The organism is Polyangiaceae bacterium, from assembly GCA_020633235.1.
Lineage (GTDB): Bacteria > Myxococcota_A > Polyangia > Polyangiales > Polyangiaceae > JACKEA01.
The window spans coordinates 1,021,725-1,038,991 of the sequence record JACKEA010000001.1 but is presented as its reverse complement, the minus strand read 5'-3'; the positions used below and the strand labels follow the sequence as shown (position 1 = coordinate 1,038,991).

General features: G+C 65.5%; 13 protein-coding genes and 12 tRNA genes. 7 read left to right on the top strand and 18 right to left on the bottom strand.

All coding sequences use genetic code 11. The features are described from left to right. Nucleotides 1–67: 67 nt before the first annotated feature. Together H6717_04630 and H6717_04625 are read right to left on the bottom strand one after the other, a co-directional pair. Nucleotides 68–139 (bottom strand) — tRNA-Gln (locus tag H6717_04630). 4 nt (nucleotides 140–143) lie between these two features. Then, nucleotides 144–228: transfer RNA gene (locus H6717_04625), tRNA-Leu, on the bottom strand. A 16-nt stretch (nucleotides 229–244) separates the two neighbouring features. Between H6717_04625 and H6717_04620 the strand changes: the two genes are divergently transcribed. Then, a complete protein-coding gene (locus H6717_04620) occupies nucleotides 245–2,275 on the top strand; it encodes a protein kinase (protein MCB9576293.1) in 2,031 nt (676 codons plus the stop codon). A 238-nt stretch (nucleotides 2,276–2,513) separates the two neighbouring features. Here H6717_04620 and H6717_04615 read toward each other — a convergent pair. Continuing rightward, a tRNA-Arg gene (locus tag H6717_04615) sits at nucleotides 2,514–2,585 on the bottom strand. A 6-nt stretch (nucleotides 2,586–2,591) separates the two neighbouring features. Next, nucleotides 2,592–2,663, bottom strand: a tRNA-Glu gene (locus H6717_04610). A gap of 577 nt (nucleotides 2,664–3,240) precedes the next feature. On the opposite strand from H6717_04610, the gene H6717_04605 reads away from it, so the two are divergent. Further along, nucleotides 3,241–3,519 carry a hypothetical protein gene (locus tag H6717_04605; GenBank protein MCB9576292.1) on the top strand — a complete coding sequence of 93 codons (279 nt, stop codon included), beginning with the start codon at nucleotides 3,241–3,243 and terminating at the stop codon, nucleotides 3,517–3,519. 2 nt (nucleotides 3,520–3,521) lie between these two features. On the opposite strand, the gene H6717_04600 is transcribed toward H6717_04605, so the two are convergent. The 3 genes from H6717_04600 to H6717_04590 form a co-directional block, all read right to left on the bottom strand. Continuing rightward, a tRNA-Glu gene (locus H6717_04600) sits at nucleotides 3,522–3,594 on the bottom strand. A gap of 441 nt (nucleotides 3,595–4,035) precedes the next feature. After that, nucleotides 4,036–4,107, bottom strand: a tRNA-Arg gene (locus H6717_04595). Nucleotides 4,108–4,117: 10 nt separating this feature from the next. Next, nucleotides 4,118–4,191 (bottom strand) — tRNA-Ala (locus H6717_04590). A 582-nt stretch (nucleotides 4,192–4,773) separates the two neighbouring features. On the opposite strand from H6717_04590, the gene H6717_04585 reads away from it, so the two are divergent. Both H6717_04585 and H6717_04580 read left to right on the top strand, forming a co-directional pair. After that, nucleotides 4,774–6,300, top strand: coding sequence for an IS21 family transposase (locus H6717_04585; GenBank protein MCB9576291.1), 1,527 nt, complete (start codon nucleotides 4,774–4,776; stop codon nucleotides 6,298–6,300). Nucleotides 6,301–6,350: 50 nt separating this feature from the next. Further along, nucleotides 6,351–7,136 (top strand): ATP-binding protein, encoded by a 786-nt coding sequence (locus H6717_04580; GenBank protein MCB9576290.1) that lies wholly within the window; start codon nucleotides 6,351–6,353, stop codon nucleotides 7,134–7,136. A 61-nt stretch (nucleotides 7,137–7,197) separates the two neighbouring features. Here the strand turns inward: H6717_04580 and H6717_04575 are convergent. The 3 genes from H6717_04575 to H6717_04565 all read right to left on the bottom strand — a co-directional run bounded on the left by H6717_04575 (nucleotide 7,198) and on the right by H6717_04565 (nucleotide 7,421). After that, nucleotides 7,198–7,270, bottom strand: a tRNA-His gene (locus H6717_04575). Between the two features lie 2 nt (nucleotides 7,271–7,272). Continuing rightward, nucleotides 7,273–7,345, bottom strand: a tRNA-Phe gene (locus tag H6717_04570). Between the two features lie 6 nt (nucleotides 7,346–7,351). Beyond that, nucleotides 7,352–7,421, bottom strand: a tRNA-Thr gene (locus tag H6717_04565). A gap of 50 nt (nucleotides 7,422–7,471) precedes the next feature. On the opposite strand from H6717_04565, the gene H6717_04560 reads away from it, so the two are divergent. Then, nucleotides 7,472–7,924, top strand: a complete 453-nt coding sequence (locus tag H6717_04560; GenBank protein ID MCB9576289.1) for a hypothetical protein — start codon at nucleotides 7,472–7,474, stop codon at nucleotides 7,922–7,924. Between the two features lie 28 nt (nucleotides 7,925–7,952). Here the strand turns inward: H6717_04560 and H6717_04555 are convergent. Both H6717_04555 and H6717_04550 read right to left on the bottom strand, forming a co-directional pair. Beyond that, nucleotides 7,953–8,024 (bottom strand) — tRNA-Asn (locus H6717_04555). Nucleotide 8,025: 1 nt separating this feature from the next. Then, nucleotides 8,026–8,103, bottom strand: a tRNA-Pro gene (locus H6717_04550). Nucleotides 8,104–8,504: 401 nt separating this feature from the next. On the opposite strand from H6717_04550, the gene H6717_04545 reads away from it, so the two are divergent. Both H6717_04545 and H6717_04540 read left to right on the top strand, forming a co-directional pair. Beyond that, nucleotides 8,505–10,091 (top strand): IS21 family transposase, encoded by a 1,587-nt coding sequence (locus H6717_04545; GenBank protein ID MCB9576288.1) that lies wholly within the window; start codon nucleotides 8,505–8,507, stop codon nucleotides 10,089–10,091. Further along, a complete protein-coding gene (locus tag H6717_04540) occupies nucleotides 10,088–10,849 on the top strand; it encodes an ATP-binding protein (GenBank protein MCB9576287.1) in 762 nt (253 codons plus the stop codon). The genes H6717_04545 and H6717_04540 overlap by 4 nt, the downstream gene beginning before the upstream one ends. 241 nt (nucleotides 10,850–11,090) lie before the next feature. On the opposite strand, the gene H6717_04535 is transcribed toward H6717_04540, so the two are convergent. From H6717_04535 to H6717_04510, 6 genes are all read right to left on the bottom strand, one after another. Continuing rightward, nucleotides 11,091–12,263, bottom strand: a complete 1,173-nt coding sequence (locus H6717_04535; GenBank protein ID MCB9576286.1) for a hypothetical protein — start codon at nucleotides 12,261–12,263, stop codon at nucleotides 11,091–11,093. A 743-nt stretch (nucleotides 12,264–13,006) separates the two neighbouring features. Then, a complete protein-coding gene (locus tag H6717_04530) occupies nucleotides 13,007–13,579 on the bottom strand; it encodes a ThiF family adenylyltransferase (GenBank protein MCB9576285.1) in 573 nt (190 codons plus the stop codon). Between the two features lie 12 nt (nucleotides 13,580–13,591). Continuing rightward, complete coding sequence (locus H6717_04525; protein MCB9576284.1) at nucleotides 13,592–13,843, bottom strand: hypothetical protein; 252 nt, start codon at nucleotides 13,841–13,843, stop codon at nucleotides 13,592–13,594. Nucleotides 13,844–13,846: 3 nt separating this feature from the next. Next, nucleotides 13,847–14,248 carry a hypothetical protein gene (locus tag H6717_04520; protein ID MCB9576283.1) on the bottom strand — a complete coding sequence of 134 codons (402 nt, stop codon included), beginning with the start codon at nucleotides 14,246–14,248 and terminating at the stop codon, nucleotides 13,847–13,849. 1 nt (nucleotide 14,249) lies between these two features. Continuing rightward, nucleotides 14,250–15,185 (bottom strand): hypothetical protein, encoded by a 936-nt coding sequence (locus tag H6717_04515; protein ID MCB9576282.1) that lies wholly within the window; start codon nucleotides 15,183–15,185, stop codon nucleotides 14,250–14,252. A 1-nt stretch (nucleotide 15,186) separates the two neighbouring features. After that, nucleotides 15,187–16,938: a VWA domain-containing protein gene (locus H6717_04510; protein MCB9576281.1), complete on the bottom strand. Its 1,752-nt coding sequence runs from the start codon at nucleotides 16,936–16,938 to the stop codon at nucleotides 15,187–15,189. Nucleotides 16,939–17,267: the final 329 nt, after the last annotated feature.

Genomic DNA, 17,267 nt, shown 5'->3' with positions numbered 1-17,267 from the left:
CGGAGAATCGAACTCCGCTGAGCCACTTTGTGAGAATGGAGTCGTCCCCAGACGACACGTCCCGCGGAACGGGGACCAGGACTCGAACCTGGACTTCAGGGCTTCAGAGGCCCGCGTCCTCCCATTGGACCATCCCCGTAAAGTGCTCGAGGTGAGAGTCGAACTCACAAGCTCGCCAAGGAGCGCCAGGATTTGAATCTGGAGCGTCTGCCATTCCGCCACTCGAGCGCTAACATCTTGCGCGATGAAGTCGCGCGACCCTTCGAAGCCCGTTGATTCGAGCGAGGCGCCCACTCAGCGAAAGCCCAGTGACGCGAGCTCCATCTCGAGCACCGTCTTGATTGTTTCTCCTGACGCGGAAGCTCCCGGGCCCGGCCGCTCCGGCGTTGCCTCGTCCCCGACGACACTGCGCTCGGAGTCGGGGGACGCCTCGCCGCGTGAAGAGCAAAAGTCACGGCTGAGTCCCACCACCTACGGCGAAAGGTACCTCCTGCGCGAGCCCCTGGGCGTCGGCGGCATGGGGCAGGTGCTCGACTGCCATGACCGCCGCGTCGGGCGCGACGTGGCGCTCAAGCTCTTGCAAGATCGCTACGCGGAGCTCGACGAGCTCAGCCTGCGCTTCGAGCTCGAAGCGAAGATCCAGGCGCGGCTCGAGCACCCCGGCGTGGTGCCGGTGTACGACATCGGCGTGCGCGAGGACGGCGCGGTGTACTTCACCATGAAACGCGTGCACGGCCTCACCCTGGAGCAGATCGTCGCGCGGCTCTCCATCGGCGGCGAAGACATCTCGAAGAAGTACTCTCGCCGTCGGCTGCTCACGGCCTTCAGCAGCTTGTGCCTGGCGGTAGCGTATGGTCACAGCCGCGGTGTGGTGCACCGCGATCTGAAGCCCGGCAACGTGATCCTGGGGGAGTTCGGCGAGGTGAACATCTTGGACTGGGGTGTGGCCAAGCCGGTGGGTGATCCGGGCGACGGACCGGTGAGCGTCCCCGGAGATCGGGTGAGCTCCGGCACGTTGTCACCGGAGGTTCAAGTCTCCGGCACCGCAATCGGTGCGGTGGTGGGCACCCCCGGCTACATGGCACCGGAGCAGGTGCGGGGCGATTCGTCGGGCATCGACCCGCGCACGGACGTCTATGCGCTGGGGGCGATCTTGTTCGAGATCCTCGCGCTCGAGTCGCTGCATCCGCGCTCCCCGGCGGAGCGCGCGCTGGTGGCGACCGTCACCGGCGCGAGTGATCCACGTCCCAGTGCGCGCCGACCGGATCTCGACGTCCCGCCGGAGCTCGACGCCATCTGCGAGCGGGCCACGGCGGTTGAGCCTTCCGAACGGTTCGCCTCGGCGCGGGAGCTATCGGAAGCGGTGGAAAAGTTCCTGGATGGCGATCGCGACGTGGAGCGACGCCGGCAGCTGGTGCTGGAGCATACCGAAGCGGCGCGTACGCTCCTGAGCACCGGCGTCGGCAGCCCAGCGCGGGTCGAGGCGCTGCGGGAGCTCAATTCCGCCCTGGCCCTCGATCCCACGAACGCCGAGGCGTTGCGTGCGATGGCCCGGGTCGTGACGGAGCCCGTGGAGGAGCTGCCACCGGAAGCCGAAGAAGAGCTCGCCGCGCAGCGTGCCGCCGTCCGGCAGCGCGCCGCGCAGAGAAGCCTCATCGCGCTGATGGGCGCCTGGGTCTTGCTGCCCCTCACGGTCTTCATGGGGGTGAAGAACTGGTGGCTGGCGATCCCGTTCTTCGTTTCCGTCACGGCGGTGATGCTGTCCGTGTGGCACAGCAGCAAGACCGGGCGTACCTCCCGCGCCCACACGGTGATGACGGCGGTGTTCGCCGAAGCAACCGCAGCTTCCACCGGCGTGATCTTCGGGCCCTTCGTGGTCGTGCCGGCGTTGGTGCTGGCCTGCGCCGCCACCATCATCGTCAACTCCCGCGCCGACCGCCGAACCCGGGAGTACATCCTGTTGACCGGCCTCGCGGCGCTCACGCTGCCCATGGGGCTCGAGCTTTTGGGCGTGTTGCCTCGGTCCTACGCTTTTTCCGACGGGGTGATGAAGATCCAACCCTGGGCCGCGCACTTCGCCGAAGTGTCAGCGTTGCTGATGCTGTGGGCTGCGGCAACGCTCATTCTGCTGCTTTCGATCGCGGTCATCGGCCGCACCATGGACAACCTGACGCGGGCGGAACGCCGCCAGTTCGCCCAAGCTTGGCAGCTCCGCCAGATCTTCCCCGAAGCGGCGCGCCCCACGGCGCCCCCGCCGTCGATGGCGCGACGGTAGCGCGGCGGTGCGGAGCTCGGGGATCGAACGGATTGGTTTCCACCGTTCCAACCCGCGGCACCAAGCGACCTTTCCAACCCGAATCAAGGCGGGGACCCCAACCCCGCGCCGTCTCAGTTCCAGAACGGCGCTGGTGTGTTCACCAGCTCACTCGCTCCGCGCGGTCCGCTCGCCAGGGATCGCACCTGGAAGATCTGCGTATCAGACAGATCGAGGCCACTAGCCTTCGAGCGGTCAGTCTCCCCGGTGGGAGTCGAACCCACAGCTTCTGGTTTCGGAAACCAGCGCTCATCCGTTGAGCCTCGAGGAGTGCTTGCGTCCCCACGGGGATTCGAACCCCGATCGCGAGATTGAAAATCTCGAATCCTGACCCTTAGACGACAGGGACACGATGCCGCTGGGGGTGTGGGCCCCGGCGGCTGGATCCACTCCCTCCGTCTTTGGCACGATCAGATCACGATCGGATCTGAGACCGGAGGGAGATTGCTCGGCGAGGCCGAGCGCCGGCTCGACAAAGCCCGCGAGGGTCGTCCGGCGCCGACGGCCCGGAGCGGTGAGAATGAACCGATTCGAACCCCGATCGCGAGATTGAGAATCTCGAGTCCTGACCCTTAGACGATGGAGACGAGCGCACGCAGCCGCCCGCGCAAGCTCAAGTCACGCCGACCCCTGCCGTTACCGAATGTGGGATGCCTAGGAACCAGATAAAGGGAACGGCGCTCGTCTCCTTGCAGGAAGTCGCGAAGCAAGCCGTTGGCAGCCACGGGTGGGCGGAGGTGCTGGGCCACCTCGGACCGCAACACGAGCTCTGCGAACAGCGGACGGTGGCGTCCAGTTGGTACGATGTCTCCACGTACCTCGAGCTACATCGCGCGATACAGCATGTCGCCAAGGGTACGCCCACCGCCCGTACCCTCGGGGGCCTTGCGTGTCGACACGACCTAAGTGGAGTCTACCGTGTCTTCGTGCGCACGCTTTCCCCGGCCGCGTTCATGAGCGTCGTCCCGCGCTTCTTCGGGCAGTACTTTCGTTTCGGCAAGATGGCGGTCGAGCACCACGGGCCAGGAGGTGCGACGGCAAAGTGGACCGACTGCTTCGGGTTCGACGAGCACTTGTGGTCGGACGTTGTCGGGCACGGCGAAGCGGGCCTCGAGCTCTGCGGTGCGCGCAACGTGAGACTGCACGTTCTGGCCGGCGGTGGACCGCACGACACCTTCATGACCGTGCGCGGCCACTGGACCTAAAGCGTCCCCACGGGGATTCGAACCCCGATCTCGAGATTGAGAATCTCGAATCCTGAGCCCTTAGACGATGAGGACAGGGGCCGCTGGGGGTGCGGGCCCCAGCGGCTGGATCCACTCCCTCCGTCTTTGGCACGATCAGATCACGATCGGATCTGAGACCGGAGGGAGATTGCTCGGCGAGGCCGAGCGCCGGCTCGACAAAGCCCGCGTGAGCCGCAGGGCGCCGTCGGCCAGGAGGTGCGTCCATGAAAAACACCGATTCGAACCCCGATCTCGAGATTGAGAATCTCGAATCCTGAGCCTTTGGACGACAGGGACAGGTGCCGCTGGCGGTGCGGGCCCCAGCGGCTGGATCCAGGACGCAAAGCGCCCCCGACAGGACTCGCCAGCGGCTTGTTCGGGACGCACCACGCACGGCGTACGACGTGGTTCGACTCCTCGCGTGGGTACATGAGCTCCGAATCCGGCGTACCTGCGCCGGACTCTGGCGCCATCAGTGGAAGTCGCGACGCCTAGCGCCCCCAACAGGATTCGAACCCGTATCTCCTGGTTTAGAAGACCAGCGCCTTTCCATTAGGCCACGGGGGCAAGTGCTTGCTGGTGGAGCTGGAGGGAGTCGCACCCTCACCCGGATGCTTGCAAGGCATCGGACCGAACCTCTCGGACAACCCCTGAAGGGAGAAACGTTGCAGGCCCGCGAGGAATCGAACCTCGACGTCCGGACTTGGAAACCGGATGGTCGCCACGACCACGAGCCTGTTGAGACATGTGATTTGGGTGGCCGGCGGGAATCGAACCGGCGATGAAAGGGACTCGCGCCAGCCCAGCACGACTTCCGTCGTCTGAGTTGTCGCATCGCTCATGAGGCCTGATTCCCGCCAGCAAGACGCTGGCGGCTGGAACGGTAGCCTGGCGCCGACGGCTTGGAACTTGGGTGGCCGGCGGGAATCGAACCGGCGATGAAAGGGACTCGCGCCAGCCCAGCACGACTTCCGTCGTCTGAGTTGTCGCATCGCTCATGAGGCCTGATTCCCGCCAGCAAGACGCTGGCGGCTGGAACGGTAGCCTGGCGCCGACGGCTTGGAACTTGGGTGGCCGGCGGGAATCGAACCGGCGATGAAAGGGACTCGCGCCAGCCCAGCACGACTTCCGTCGTCTGAGTTGTCGCATCGCTCATGAGGCCTGTGATGGTTCCGGAAAATCTGCGGCAACCCGTTCCGGAAAATCTGCGGCTCCTGGCCGAAAGGAGCAGGCATGATGATTTGGACATTGATTCTCGCGATCATGGGGTTGCTGATGCCTACCGGAAGCAGGCCGCGCGATCAGGGGGAGATGCTCTCCCAGCTGAAGCGGCACGAAGTCCAGGTCTTGCTACGTGCGGGATTTGCGCCCTCCGACGTGGCGAAGCGGGCGCAGGTTTCGGACGACAGCGTGCGACGCATCCAGAAGGAGGACGCCGTCGAGCACACGGACGACGCGGCGGTGCGCGCGCAGCGGCGCATCGGGCGTCCATCGAAGGCGGCGTGGTTCACCGATCGCATCAAGGAGTGGCTCGCCGAGGACCCGGACCTGCCCACGCAGGAGTTGCTGCGTCGCGCGAAGGAGTCCGGATACGCGGGTAAGAAGACCGCGTTCTACACGCTCGTCGCTGGTCTCCGAGAGCCACGCGCCGCACCGGTTGTTCGCTTCGAGGGTCTCCCAGGTGAGTTCTCGCAGCACGATTTCGGCCATGTAGATGTCCGTTTCGTGGATGGCCGGAAGAAGCGCGTGCACTTCTTCGCGTCGCGATTGAAGTACTCGCGGTTCGCGCAAGTCACGCTCGTCGAAAACGAGCGCGTAGAAACCATCCTGCGTTGCCTTGCGCGCGACTTCGTCGCCTTTGGCGGACTGCCTCTCATGGCGGTGTTCGATCGCCCGAAGACCATCGTGAAAAAGAGTGGCAAGGGGCGCGAGGTCCAGGAGTTCAACCAGATCTTCGCGCAGGCGATTGTCGACATCGGCGTCGGCGTCGAGATGTGCGCCCCACGCAGCGGAAACCAGAAAGGCTCCGTTGAGCGCCTGGTCGGATGGGTGAAGAGCTCGTTCTTCAAGCACCGCAAGTTCCAGGACGAGGAGGATCTGCGTGCGCAGCTCGCCACCTGGCATATCGAAGTCAACACGCAGACTGCGTCGCGGGCGACAGGCGTGATTCCGGAAATCCGGCGCCAGGAGGAGCTCACACGGCTCCGTCCGGCGAAGGTGTTTCCGGAAACCCTCGCACTGCGGATCCCCGTGTTTGTCGGCCCCACTGCGGAAGTGATGTTCGAGGGCGCACCGTACTCGATGCCGCCCAAGGCCGCCCACGTCGCCGGCACCCTATTCCTGTACGAGCATGAGGTGCACATCGTCGCGGGACGATTCGAGGCGCGGCACCGCAGGCGCACGAAGGACGAGCCGCCAGCGCCGCTGCCCGAGCATCGTGCCGAGAAGATCGCTGCGGTGCACGGCACCCGCGCCAAGCTCTACGAGAAGCGGCAGCACCTGCTCAACCTCGGGCGACACGCCCTCGAGGTCATCACAGAGATCACGCACCGCGAGCCGAAGCTGGCGAGTCGCCGTGTCGAGGAGCTCTACACTCTGCTCGACACGCACGGCGACGACGTCATGCGCGCCGCGTTTGCTGATGCCGTCGAGCACGGACAACTCTCCATCAGCGGTGTGCGTCGCGCGCTCTCCTCGAGAGCCGCGCAAGATGGTCAGATGAAAATCGCCTTTCCGACTGCGCGAGGAGGTGTCTCGTGACCGCGTCCGTGCTCGACTCCACGACCGACCTCGATTCACTGCTCAAGCGCTTGCACCTCGCCAACGCGCGTCGCGTATGGCGTGACCTCGTGCAACGTGCTGAGAAGGAGCAGTGGTCCCACGGTCAGCTCCTGCAGACACTCTTCGAGGAAGAGGTCGCGCACCGTCGCGGCACGCGCCTCAGGCGCGCCGTCAATGCCGCGGCGTTCCCCTTCCTGCGCACCGTCGAGGAGTTCGATTTCACCTACCAGTCGACGCTACGCCTCACGACCATCGGCTCGCTGCTCGCGCCGGACTTCGTGACCGAGGGGCGGTCCGTCATCTTTCTCGGTAGGCCCGGTCGCGGTAAAACGCACCTTGCGATCGCCATCGCATACAGGGCCCTGCAAAACGGATTCGACGCACTGTTCACTACCGCCGTGGAGCTCATTGACGAGCTCTCCCTGGCAAGCCGCGAGGGCCGCATGCGTGAGGCTCTCGCATCGTACGTGCGTCCCCATGTGCTCGTCGTCGACGAGGTCGGCTACCTGAGCTACGGCGCCGACGCTGCCAACGTCCTGTACCACGTGGTCAACGAGCGACACATCAGGCGCCGCGCCATGGTGTTTACCACCAACAAGCATCCGAAGCGCTGGGGCGGTGTGCTCCACGACGACGACCTCGCCGACGCCATCGTCGACCGCATCCTCGAGCGGGGCCGCCTCCTACGCCTCGATGGTCCCTCGGTGCGCACCAAGCACATTCCCGCCGACGAGCTCGCCGGCGACGAACACGACCCGGGAAGCCGCAGAATTTCCGGAATCGGCGCCGCAGAATTTCCGGAACGCACAGCCTGATTCCCGCCAGCAAGACGCTGGCGGCTGGAACGGTAGCCTGGCGCCGACGGCTTGGAACTTGGGTGGCCGGCGGGAATCGAACCCGCTCCTGCAGGGACACAACCTGCCGTGCGTACCGAACACACCGCGGCCACAGTGCGCCGGGTTGGAATCGAACCAACACCTCTGGTTTTTCGGACCAGCGCTACCACCAGGTCAGCTTCCGACGCGCGCAGAGCCGCCAGTGAGAATCGAACTCACGAAGACCTCATTACGAAAGAGGGACCCGTCCATCGGGATAGCGGCAGAAAACGTGCTCGAGCGACGTAGTAGGCTCGAGCACGGGAGGTTCAGAAATGCGGTTGTCCAGGATCTTGGGGGCGGCGGCCTCCGGAAGCGCGGTCTACGTCTTGGTGGTTGCGTGCAGCGGGGGCGGCGGGGGTGGCGGCGCTTTGGCCGATGCGATGACGGACGCGCTTGGTGGAGGCGGGAGCGGAGGATTCTTGGTCGACGCGCTCACGGATCCCGTTTCCGACGCCAAGGCGGCGCCGCCCGAGATCAAGGAGGCCCAGTGCACGGACAATGGCGCAGGGGCCTTCGTCGCAGAGGTTCCGTTCCCAGGACGCACCGTCAACGAGCTCGCGCGAGCGTCCATCATCATGCACTACGCCGGGACTTCTCCGGCGGGCTACGACTGGGCGCAAGTAGCTTCGGCCGGCGTGAAAGACGGATCAGTCTACGTGTACTGCAACGCCGTGACCGCGACCTACAAGTTCGACACCGTTCGCGTCATCCTTCCGACGCAGTGAAGCGCCGGCCAAGCTGCGCCGGGTAGGGCTGCACGGGCAAGATTCGAACTTGCGATGACGCGGTTAACGGCCGCGGGCCTTTCCACTTGGCTACCGTGCAATGGTCTGAGCGGCAGGATTCGAACCTGCGGTCTCCGGTTCCCGAAACCGGCGCTTTCGCCAGCCTAAGCTACGCTCAGTGAGATCATTTCTGCGCCGGCGCGGCCTCCGTGCACCGCGTCCACGTCGTTGCAGCAGGATTCGAGCCGGCGCTCGAGAGGCTCGCGCCAATGCTGCTCGACCTCCGTCTCGGGAGTTGTCGCAACTCCCATGAGGCCTGGCTGCGTATTCCGGCCGCACTTGGGCACCGATTCCGGAAACACTTGGGCAGCCATTCCGGTGGCACTTGGGCACCCGTTCCGGACACTTGGGCACTGATTCCGGCGCACTTGGGCGCTGATTCCGGTGCACCTGGGCGCCAGCCGGCGGCGCGGGCAATGCCCGCGCTGCGCTCCGGCTAGGCCGCCCTGGCCCCTTGGGCCCGGCGACGACCGTGGTGGTCGCAAAGCTGGCTCCTCGTTCCTCCGGGACGCACGAGCCGATGTCGACGCGACACACCATGCGCAAGATTCGAGAAGTTCTCCGACTACGCCACGAGTGCGGATGCACGCAGCGGCAGATCCAAGCCTCGACCGGTCTCTCGAAGGGCTCGGTGGGCGGCTACCTCAAGCGAGCCCGCGACGCCGGAGTGGGCTGGGAAGTTGCACGCGAGATGAGCGACGCAGAGCTCGAGGCGCGTCTATTCAAAGCCATCGGCCGACTGGAGCCAGCAGGTCGAGCAGCGATCGACTTCGAGTGGGTGCATCGGGAGATGCGCAAGACTGGTGTGACGCTCCAGACGCTGTGGGTCGAATACCAGGAAACGACCAGGCTCCGTGGCGATGCGCTGCGGCCCTACCAGTACAGCCAGTTTTGCGACGTCTACTCTGCGTGGAAATCGAAGCTGGCGATCACGATGCGGCAAACGCACCGTGCGGGCGAGAAGTCATTCGTGGACTTCTCCGGCAAGAAGCCGAGGCTGATCGACGCCAGCACGGGCGAAGTGAAGGACGTCGAGCTGTTCGTCATGCTGCTCGGTGCGAGCAGCTACACGTACGCCGAGGCGACCGCCACACAGAGCGCAGCGGACTTCATCGACGCCACCGTGCGCGGCTTCGAGTACTTCGGCTGCGTACCGGAGATCCTCGTTCCGGATCAGCTCCGTGCCGCGGTCACGGGACCGGACCGCTACGATCCGGACATCAATCCCGCCTACCTGGAGATGGCTCAGCACTACGGCGTCGCCGTAGTTCCCGCCCGGCCCGGAAAACCAAAGGACAAAGCCAAGGTCGAGGGTGGCGTGTTGATCGCACAGCGTTGGATCCTCGCCGCGCTCCGCAACCGGACCTTCTTCAGCCTGGCGGCACTCAACGAGGCGATCTGGGAGTTGCTCGAGCGGCTCAACTCTCGGCCGTTCCAGAAACTGGAGGGCTGTCGTCGCTCTGCGTTCGAAGGCATCGACCGTCCCGCAATGCGACCGCTGCCCAGCCTACGTTTCGAGCGGGGCGAGTGGAAGCGGGCAAAGGTCAACGTCGACTACCACGTTGCATTTGACGACCGGTACTACAGCGCGCCGTGCGCGCTCATCGGCGCAGCCGTCGAGGTGCGGGCAACCCGTGCAGTCGTCGAGGTGTTTAATGGCCGCCAGCGCGTCGCTTCGCACGTTCGAAGTCGCGCTCCGAAGGGCACGTACGTGACGTGTCGTGAGCACATGCCGAAGTCCCACCGCGAGTACGGCAAGTGGCCTCCCCAGCGGATGCGATCGTGGGGCAGGAGTATGGGACCCAACGTCGGCAAGGTCGTTGAAGCCATCTTGGGCCGCTACCGTAACCCAGAGTTCGGCTACCGGGCTGTGCAAGCCCTGGCCCGCGACGCTCAGCGTGTGGGCAACGACCGGCTCGACGCCGCCTGCGCACGCGCCCTCGCAATCTCTGGCCCCGGTGGCCCAACACGCAGAAGCATCAACGCCATCCTCGCACGGGGACTGGAGTCAAAACCGTTACCGACAAACGACCCCGAGCCCACCGACTTCGTGCGCCACGAGCACATTCGTGGCGGCGAATACTTCGACAAGGAGACAAACGAATGATGGACCAAGAAACTCATGACAAGCTGCTCGCGCTGCGGCTGCGCACGATGGCGCAGGTGTTCCGCGAGCTACTCGACAAGCCCGACAAGAGCCTGACCTTCGCCGAGAAGGTCGGCATCATGGTCGACCGCGAGTGGCTCGAGCGCGACAACCGCAGGACCGGACGCCGCGTGAAGGAAGCCAAGCTCCCCGTCAACGGTGTGCTCGAAGAGGTCGTCGCCGACGCCGGCCGCGGCCTCGACAAGGCCGTTCTCCGCTCGCTCTCGACATGCGGGTGGATCAGAGCCAAGCAAAACGTGATCGTCCTGGGGGCTACCGGTGTTGGCAAGAGCTTCCTTGGCTGCGCTCTCGCCAATGCAGCGTGCCGCCAGGGCTTCCGTGCGCTGTACGTCCGCGTTCCTCGGCTCGTTCACCAGCTCTCGATGGCGCGTGCCGATGGCAGCTACGCTTCAGAGCTCGGGCGGCTCTCACGCTTCGATGTGCTCGTGCTCGATGACTTTCTGATCGCGCCCATGAAGGACACGGAGCGACGGGATCTTCTCGAGGTCCTGGAAGATCGCTACGACCACTCATCCACTGTCATCACTTCGCAAGTGCCGACGAAAACTTGGCACGAGATGCTTTCCGATCCGACCATTGCCGACGCGATCTGCGATCGCCTCGTACACAACGCTCACGTCCTCACGCTGCGCGGACAGTCCATGCGGAGGAAGAAAGGGCTCGCTCCCACCGACACCCCGCCATCCACTACCACCTGACCACTGCGGTCGTCGCTTCGCTCCGATTCGGCGCCCAAGTGCTCCGGAACGGATGCCCAAGTCGTCGGAACGCGTGCCCAAGTTGAGCGGAATACGCAGCCTGGCGACCGAAGGGAGCCGAACCGGAGGTCTCCGGTTCCGCGAAACCGGCGCTTTCGCCAGCCTAACCCTGAGTCGGTCCTCTCTCACAAGCTGCGGCCCGGCGTCCGTTCGGCGCGGAATCAGCCCGCGCGCATCGCGCTTACCGCGGAACGAGCAATGCCAGTGCACGACGGAGCAGCTCTTCCAGCGAGAGGCTGCGGGCTTCGGCAGCGAGCTTCTCCGTCGCCTTCGTGGCTTCGGCCTTCTTGAAGCCTTGGCTCGTCAGCGCCAAGAGGAGCTTGTCTTGCTTCTCCCGCGCCTCCGCATCCGCAGCGTCCTCGGGGTCTGAACGCCTTCGCTGACGAAGGCGAATCTTCTCTTCGACGTACTCGCGGCCGAAGGTCTTCTTGGCCGCATTCAAATTGTGGCTGGCGCAGAACACCCGACCATTGGAAGCGCCATCGCCACCACCAACGCCGGTGGCTTCGATGTGGTCGTACTGGAGATACGCCGTCGCCGTGCAGCGCACACCGGACTCCGACACGAAGCAGCACTGAGCGCCGTCGCGTTCGTACACCTCGCGCCGGGCCGCACGGCCGGGCTCGCCCGGCTTCGTTCCGCGGGAGCGGCGCGGCTTGTCCGTAGCGCCCCAGCGCTTGTTCGAAAGCTCGCGAATCAGCGCGTCGAGCGCACGTTCGACCACGACCTCGAGCTCTCGGCTCACGTGGCTCATCAGGTTCTGGGCGTGCTCTAGCTTCGCTTTCAGGCACTCTCCGGCGCTGAAATGTACCTCGAAGCGCCCTTCCGAGAGCGGCTCCACGCCCGGCGCTGGACCCTTTCCGCCAGTGCGCAGCGGCTTCACCTGGTCCGGAACGTCCGGCTTGGGGAACCAGCGCGCGAGCACGACGCGAATCCCCGCGCTGGTCTTGCCGGCGGCTTCTTCCAGGAGCGCAGTGTGATTCTCCTGAGTGAGCCGCGGAGCCAAGAGCGAAAGCCCGGAAAGGTGCAGATCTCCGCTCGCGAGCAGCGTGAGCACGACCGGAAACGAGCGCGCTGCCCGCGCCCCGGCGATGCTCCGATACGCCGTGCCCTCGCTCATCCCGAGGCCACGCACGCAGAAGTCGAACATGGACGAGTATCCCTCGTCGAACACGAGCTCGCGCCGGTCGATTTCGGCGAGGTGGGCGACCAAGTGCGCGGTGGCTTTGCGCCGACCGGCGTTGGCCACGACCGCGCTGGACCAGAGATCGCGATTGGAGAGGTCTTGAAGTGCGGAGAGCGCAGTGCGCTCGGTGGCAGACGGTTCTACGGAAATGGCTTTGGACGATGACATGACAAACCCCCGTGGTTTCCCCGGGCATACCATGGGAAATTTCGCCTTCTTCAGCGCCCTCTCGAGACGCTTTCGCAGACGGGGACAGCTCGAAGAGCGATTTGCTTTCGAACGCGCGCCCAGTGGGCGCACGTGTGCTGCGCAGGCACTGTGCGAACGAGAGCGACGAAATGAGAGCGCGGAGCGTCCGAAATCTCGTCAACTGAAATCGTCTTCGCGGTGTCGAATTCTGTCGTCCGCTTCGCACTCGTCTCGGATCGCCATCGTTGCAGACATTCCGGCCGCTTGGTCCGCCCTCGAACGACGCGCGGCAGCGGCGGCACCTGTCCGTCGCTCTCGCCGGAGTGGCACCGATGGTGGTCAACCCAGGTGAACAGTGGGTCTAAGCTACGCTCAGTGAGTTCATTTCTGCGCCGGCGTGCCCTCCGTGCACCGCGTCCACGCCGTTGCGGCAGGATTCGAGCCGGCGGCGTTGAAAGGGATGCCCGTTTTCTGCCTGGGCCAGGCGCAAGAGCAGCGCGTCGATGCGCGGCCGCTCGAGACCCGCGCCGAAGCGCGGAGTAAAGTCGCCCGTTTTCCGTCCGGGCCAGACGCTTCCGGCGACTCGACAGTGCGCGGCTGGCCGAGCAGATGCTCGGCCGGCGGCTCGGGAGGATCACCGCGCAGAAGTCACCGGTCAGGGTGAAGGTTGAGCTCGCGTGCGCTTGCCTCGATGGCGAAGCGCATTGGAACGTGATTGAAGCTCAGGTTTGCTGCACGCCGCTGAGGCTCACCATGTAGTCGTGGCGATCCCCAGTGCGCACGAAGTCCTGGACCGAGCGGGCCAGCGTGGCCGTGACGAGACCGATGAGCGGCAGGTGCTCACCGCCCTCGCAGGTGGCTTGCCCCTCTTCGTCCTCTTCGTCCGCCGTGAAGCGCTCGTCCCAGCGCACGATTCCGAAAGTTCCGTCCGCGGAAATGGCCCCGTGAACCAAGGCTTTCTCGTGCTTCCGCGCGTAGTCGCTGAGCAGTCGGCGGCTCTTCGCGTTGTCGAAACCGTCTACGATGAGATCCGCCGAGCTCAAGAGCGCGTCCGCGTTGTCCTCGGAAAGACGCACGCCGAAGGCCTCGGCCTTGATACCGTGGAAGTTCCACAGCTGGAGCTTCAGCGCTTCCGCCTTGTTCTTGCCAACGGACTGCTTCACGAAGGCTTGCGACAGGAGGTTCTTGGACTCCACGCGATCGAAGTCCACGAACGCCAGGGCGGCATCCAGGTTCCGGCACAATAGAGCGGTGAGCGAGCCGAGGGCGCCTACGCCGCAGAATACGATGCGCATGACGTCCTCGGCTCAGCTCTCGGCGCCGAACGGCACCTTCGGCCGCAGGTAGATGCGGAGCGCACCGCGACGGCCGTCGAAGCGGTCGACCACGTAGTAGTCGAACGCGTTGTCCGGCAGGCTCGCGATGTGCAGGCCGCGCAGGCCGCCCGTACGGACGATCTCCACGGCGATGCGCCGCACGTCTGCGTCCGTCACGCGGTCCTCGATCTCACGCGGGTAGTCCGCGCTCAGGCCGTTGTACGTGATGTTCAGGATTGCCATGGTTCACTCCTCCCCTGCTTTGGGCTCTCCGCCCGTGGCGGGAGCCACGGTTGTCGTCTGCATCCCGGAAGCCAGGCGCAAGAGCTCCGCCCACCAGGGCTCGCTCTCCACTTGCCCGATCGTTTCCCCGCTCTTCGCGAGGACGCCGCTGGGCGCCACCACGCTGAAGCGAAGCTCCTTGCCGAGCGCGCTGTTCAACGCGGCCATCGTGGTCTCGTCCTCCGCGGAGAACGCCAGCGGGCCGTTCGGATGGCTGTGCGAAAGCTCCTCGAGCTCCTCGCGGTGCGCCCAGATCGCCTGCCAGCGGCTGCGGGAGTCCGGCAGGCGGCTCGGGCTAGTGGAGGCGTCGCTCCACAGGACCGCACCGCCTTTGCCGATCAAGAAGAACACTTCGCGTCCGGACATGTCACCGCCTCGTGATGTTGAGCTGATCCGTGTCGTAGCCCTCGCGGATCACCGACGGCAGGCTCTCCAGCGTCACCATACGGTCGGAACCGCTGAGGCAGATACCGGCATCCACCACCTGGAGCGAGTCTTCGTTCACCACCGTGATGAAGCGCTCCCCCATGAAGCGATAGGTGACCTCGGAAAGGCCGTTGCCGAGGCTACGGCAATCCGAGAGCTCGGCCCCCGCAGCGGTGAGCGCTCGATCCGCGCGATCCCGGAAGCTCTGCGCCGCCGGTCGCGCGGCGAGCTGCACGGGCACGATGCCCGCCTGGGCCAGCCAGGCATCCACGCGAACGCGCTCCAGCCGCCGGCGCTCCACCAGATCCGTGAGCAAGGCTTCGGCGGCGGCAGCGCCACGCTCGGAAATCGGAGCCGCAGCTCCAATTGCCTCCCGGGGCGAGACGTCCACGTCCAGGCGCCGCGCGACGCGCAGCACCAACGCGACGCCGAAGGCCGCGCGCAGCGAAGCACCGACACCCTTGAGCTCGGCGATACCGCGCTCTTCTTCCAGCGCCTGACGCGCGGCGTCCTCCGCCTCGCCTTCGAAATCGACGCTGTCGAAGAGCAGCGCGCCGCTGTGCCAGCGCCGCGTGGTGATGGGGCTGAGCACTGCCGGCACCTCCGCCGGCAAGAGCTCGACGCGCTCTGCGTTGCGACCGCCGGCAAAGAGCCATCCGTCCGCGAAGTGACCGCGGCGAACCGACAAACCCGAAAGGTCTGGAGGGTCGGCTCGGTCCACCGGAGTGGCGACCCGCCCGGAGATCGAAAAGCGGATCCAACCCGGCCGCTCTTCCACGCTCACGCGCAGGCGGCGAGATGGCGCGTCGACGAAGGCACCGCCGAGGTACGGCAGCACCTCCGCCGACGTTTTTCCCAGAAACTTCCGGTAATCCATCTCACAGCTCCAACAGGGGCGTCGCCATCACGCGTTCCACCCAGCCGAACTGCTGCTTCGGCGCCGAGCGCGGCGCGTCCAGCAAGGCCTTGAGCACCCGTGGCACCTGGTATGGATCGTCGAACTGCTCGATCGTGACCTGGCTGAACGGAATGCTCAGAGCCTCCGCAGCGCTCCGCACGGTACTGCCGCGCGAAACTGCCACGTTGACCATCAGCGCCATGGCGCTCGGCTCGTAGCCGGCACGCTGGAAGCTCTCGGCGAAGTTTCCGCCGCTCTCTCCCGCTTCGTCACCGACCACGATGACCACCAGCTTCGCGTCCGGCGGAATGCGGACACCCTGCCGGCTCAGCGCGTACACGCCCGCCGAGTGCAGGGTGCCACCTTCCGCGCGGATGCCGCTCAGCATGTGCTGCACGGCGGCGCGGCTCGGAGCCTTGGGCCGAAGCACCGTACCCATGGTGTCGAAGCTCGCGATGTGGACTTTGCCTTCCGGGAAACCGGCCAAAATGCGGGACAGCGCCTCCTTGGACTGCTCGATCGCGCCCTGCATGCTGCCCGACTTGTCGATCAGGAACATGACGCGAACGTCCACCTCGCGGGTCGCCTCCTCCACCGCCTTCTTGGCAGCGTTGTCGGCGGCCTCCTCCAGCTTCTCGCGTACGCTCTGGTCGCGAACGTTCTTCGCGATGTTGAGCGAACGCTGATCCGTGCTGCTCTCGATGGCCTTTTCCCAGCGCTCGCGGATCTCCGGCTCCGTCAAGAGCCCGAGCTCCTCCAGCGTGGGAGTCAGGATGCGCAGGTCGCGATCCGACAGCGTGGAGAGCAGCGCCACCATGATGGCCGGGGTGAGACCGATGTCCTTCGGCAGGCGGCCCACCACGTCCTTGTACTCGAGGCGCTGAGACTCGATGGTCTCGCAGATTTCCGCCTCGCTGAGGCCATCGAAGCGCTCGCGCTTCTCGAGCACGAGGTTTTCGAGGCCCACGCTGCGGTGGCCGCCAGCCGACTGCTTCTGCTTCCAGCCGAGGATCTCGAAGAACGCCTGGCTATCCGGCTTGTAGCCGACCTTGCGGGCGATCTTCTTGATGGTCTCCTTGTAGCCGGCAGATACCAGGCCTTCGAGCAGCGGACGGTTGGCCTCGCGCACACGAAGCCACTTGTCCGCCGCGCGCTTCCAACGACCGAGCGGAGCCTTCTTGGCCGCCGGGTCGCCGAAACCCGCCAAGCGGTTCAGCTCGACGATCTCCGGCGCCTCGAGCAGCTCCGCAATGCGAAGCACGCCCTTTGGCGTCATCATGCGCGGCGACTTCTTCTCGTAGAAGAGCACCATGGCCTCGCCGATGCGACGGAAGTCGTCGTCGTAGAAGGCCACCGTGCCGTCGTCGTCATGCACCGGCTGGCCCGAGCGCTGCTGCACCAGCATCAGCGCCGCGGTAGCCACCTTCAAGTCACGCCAGTCCGTTTCCTTCAGGGCGTAGCTGGCGAAGTGGGCCATGAGATCCACGTTCAGATCGTAGATCTCGAGCAGCTTGGAGTAGAGCGTGGCGGCGGCCGGCACGAACAAGCCGGGACGCACCGGCACGCCCTGGCGCGCCGCGCCCCGCTGAGCACGCCGGCGCGGCTGCCATGTGCCGCCGACGTCCAAGCCCGGACGGTTGTGCCACAAGTGTGCCGAGGAGGAGAGCACGAGATCGAGCAACTTCTCCGCCGGCCCCATCTGAGATTCCGGAAGCGGGTGCTGGGTCGTCATGGGTCCTCCGAGAGTACTGTGTTCAGTGGCGTCGTGGTGTCACGACAGAGCTTTGCCCCGCGCCCGAGTGAAGAAGCCGCGTATCAGTTCCAATGATGTTGGTGCTCATTTACGTGAGCTTCGGTGGATTCGAACCACACTGTGTTGCGTGTAGGGCCTCGTCGAGCGGGCGCGGGGAAATCTGGGCGAGAGCGCGGCTCTCGGGAACACTTGTCCGCGCCCGAGTGAAGAAGCCGCGAAAACCTATCGATTAGAAGTCGATTGCTCTACTTGAGCTAGCTTGCGTGTAGGGCCTCTTCGGGCGGGCGCGGAAATACTGTGGGAGCTCG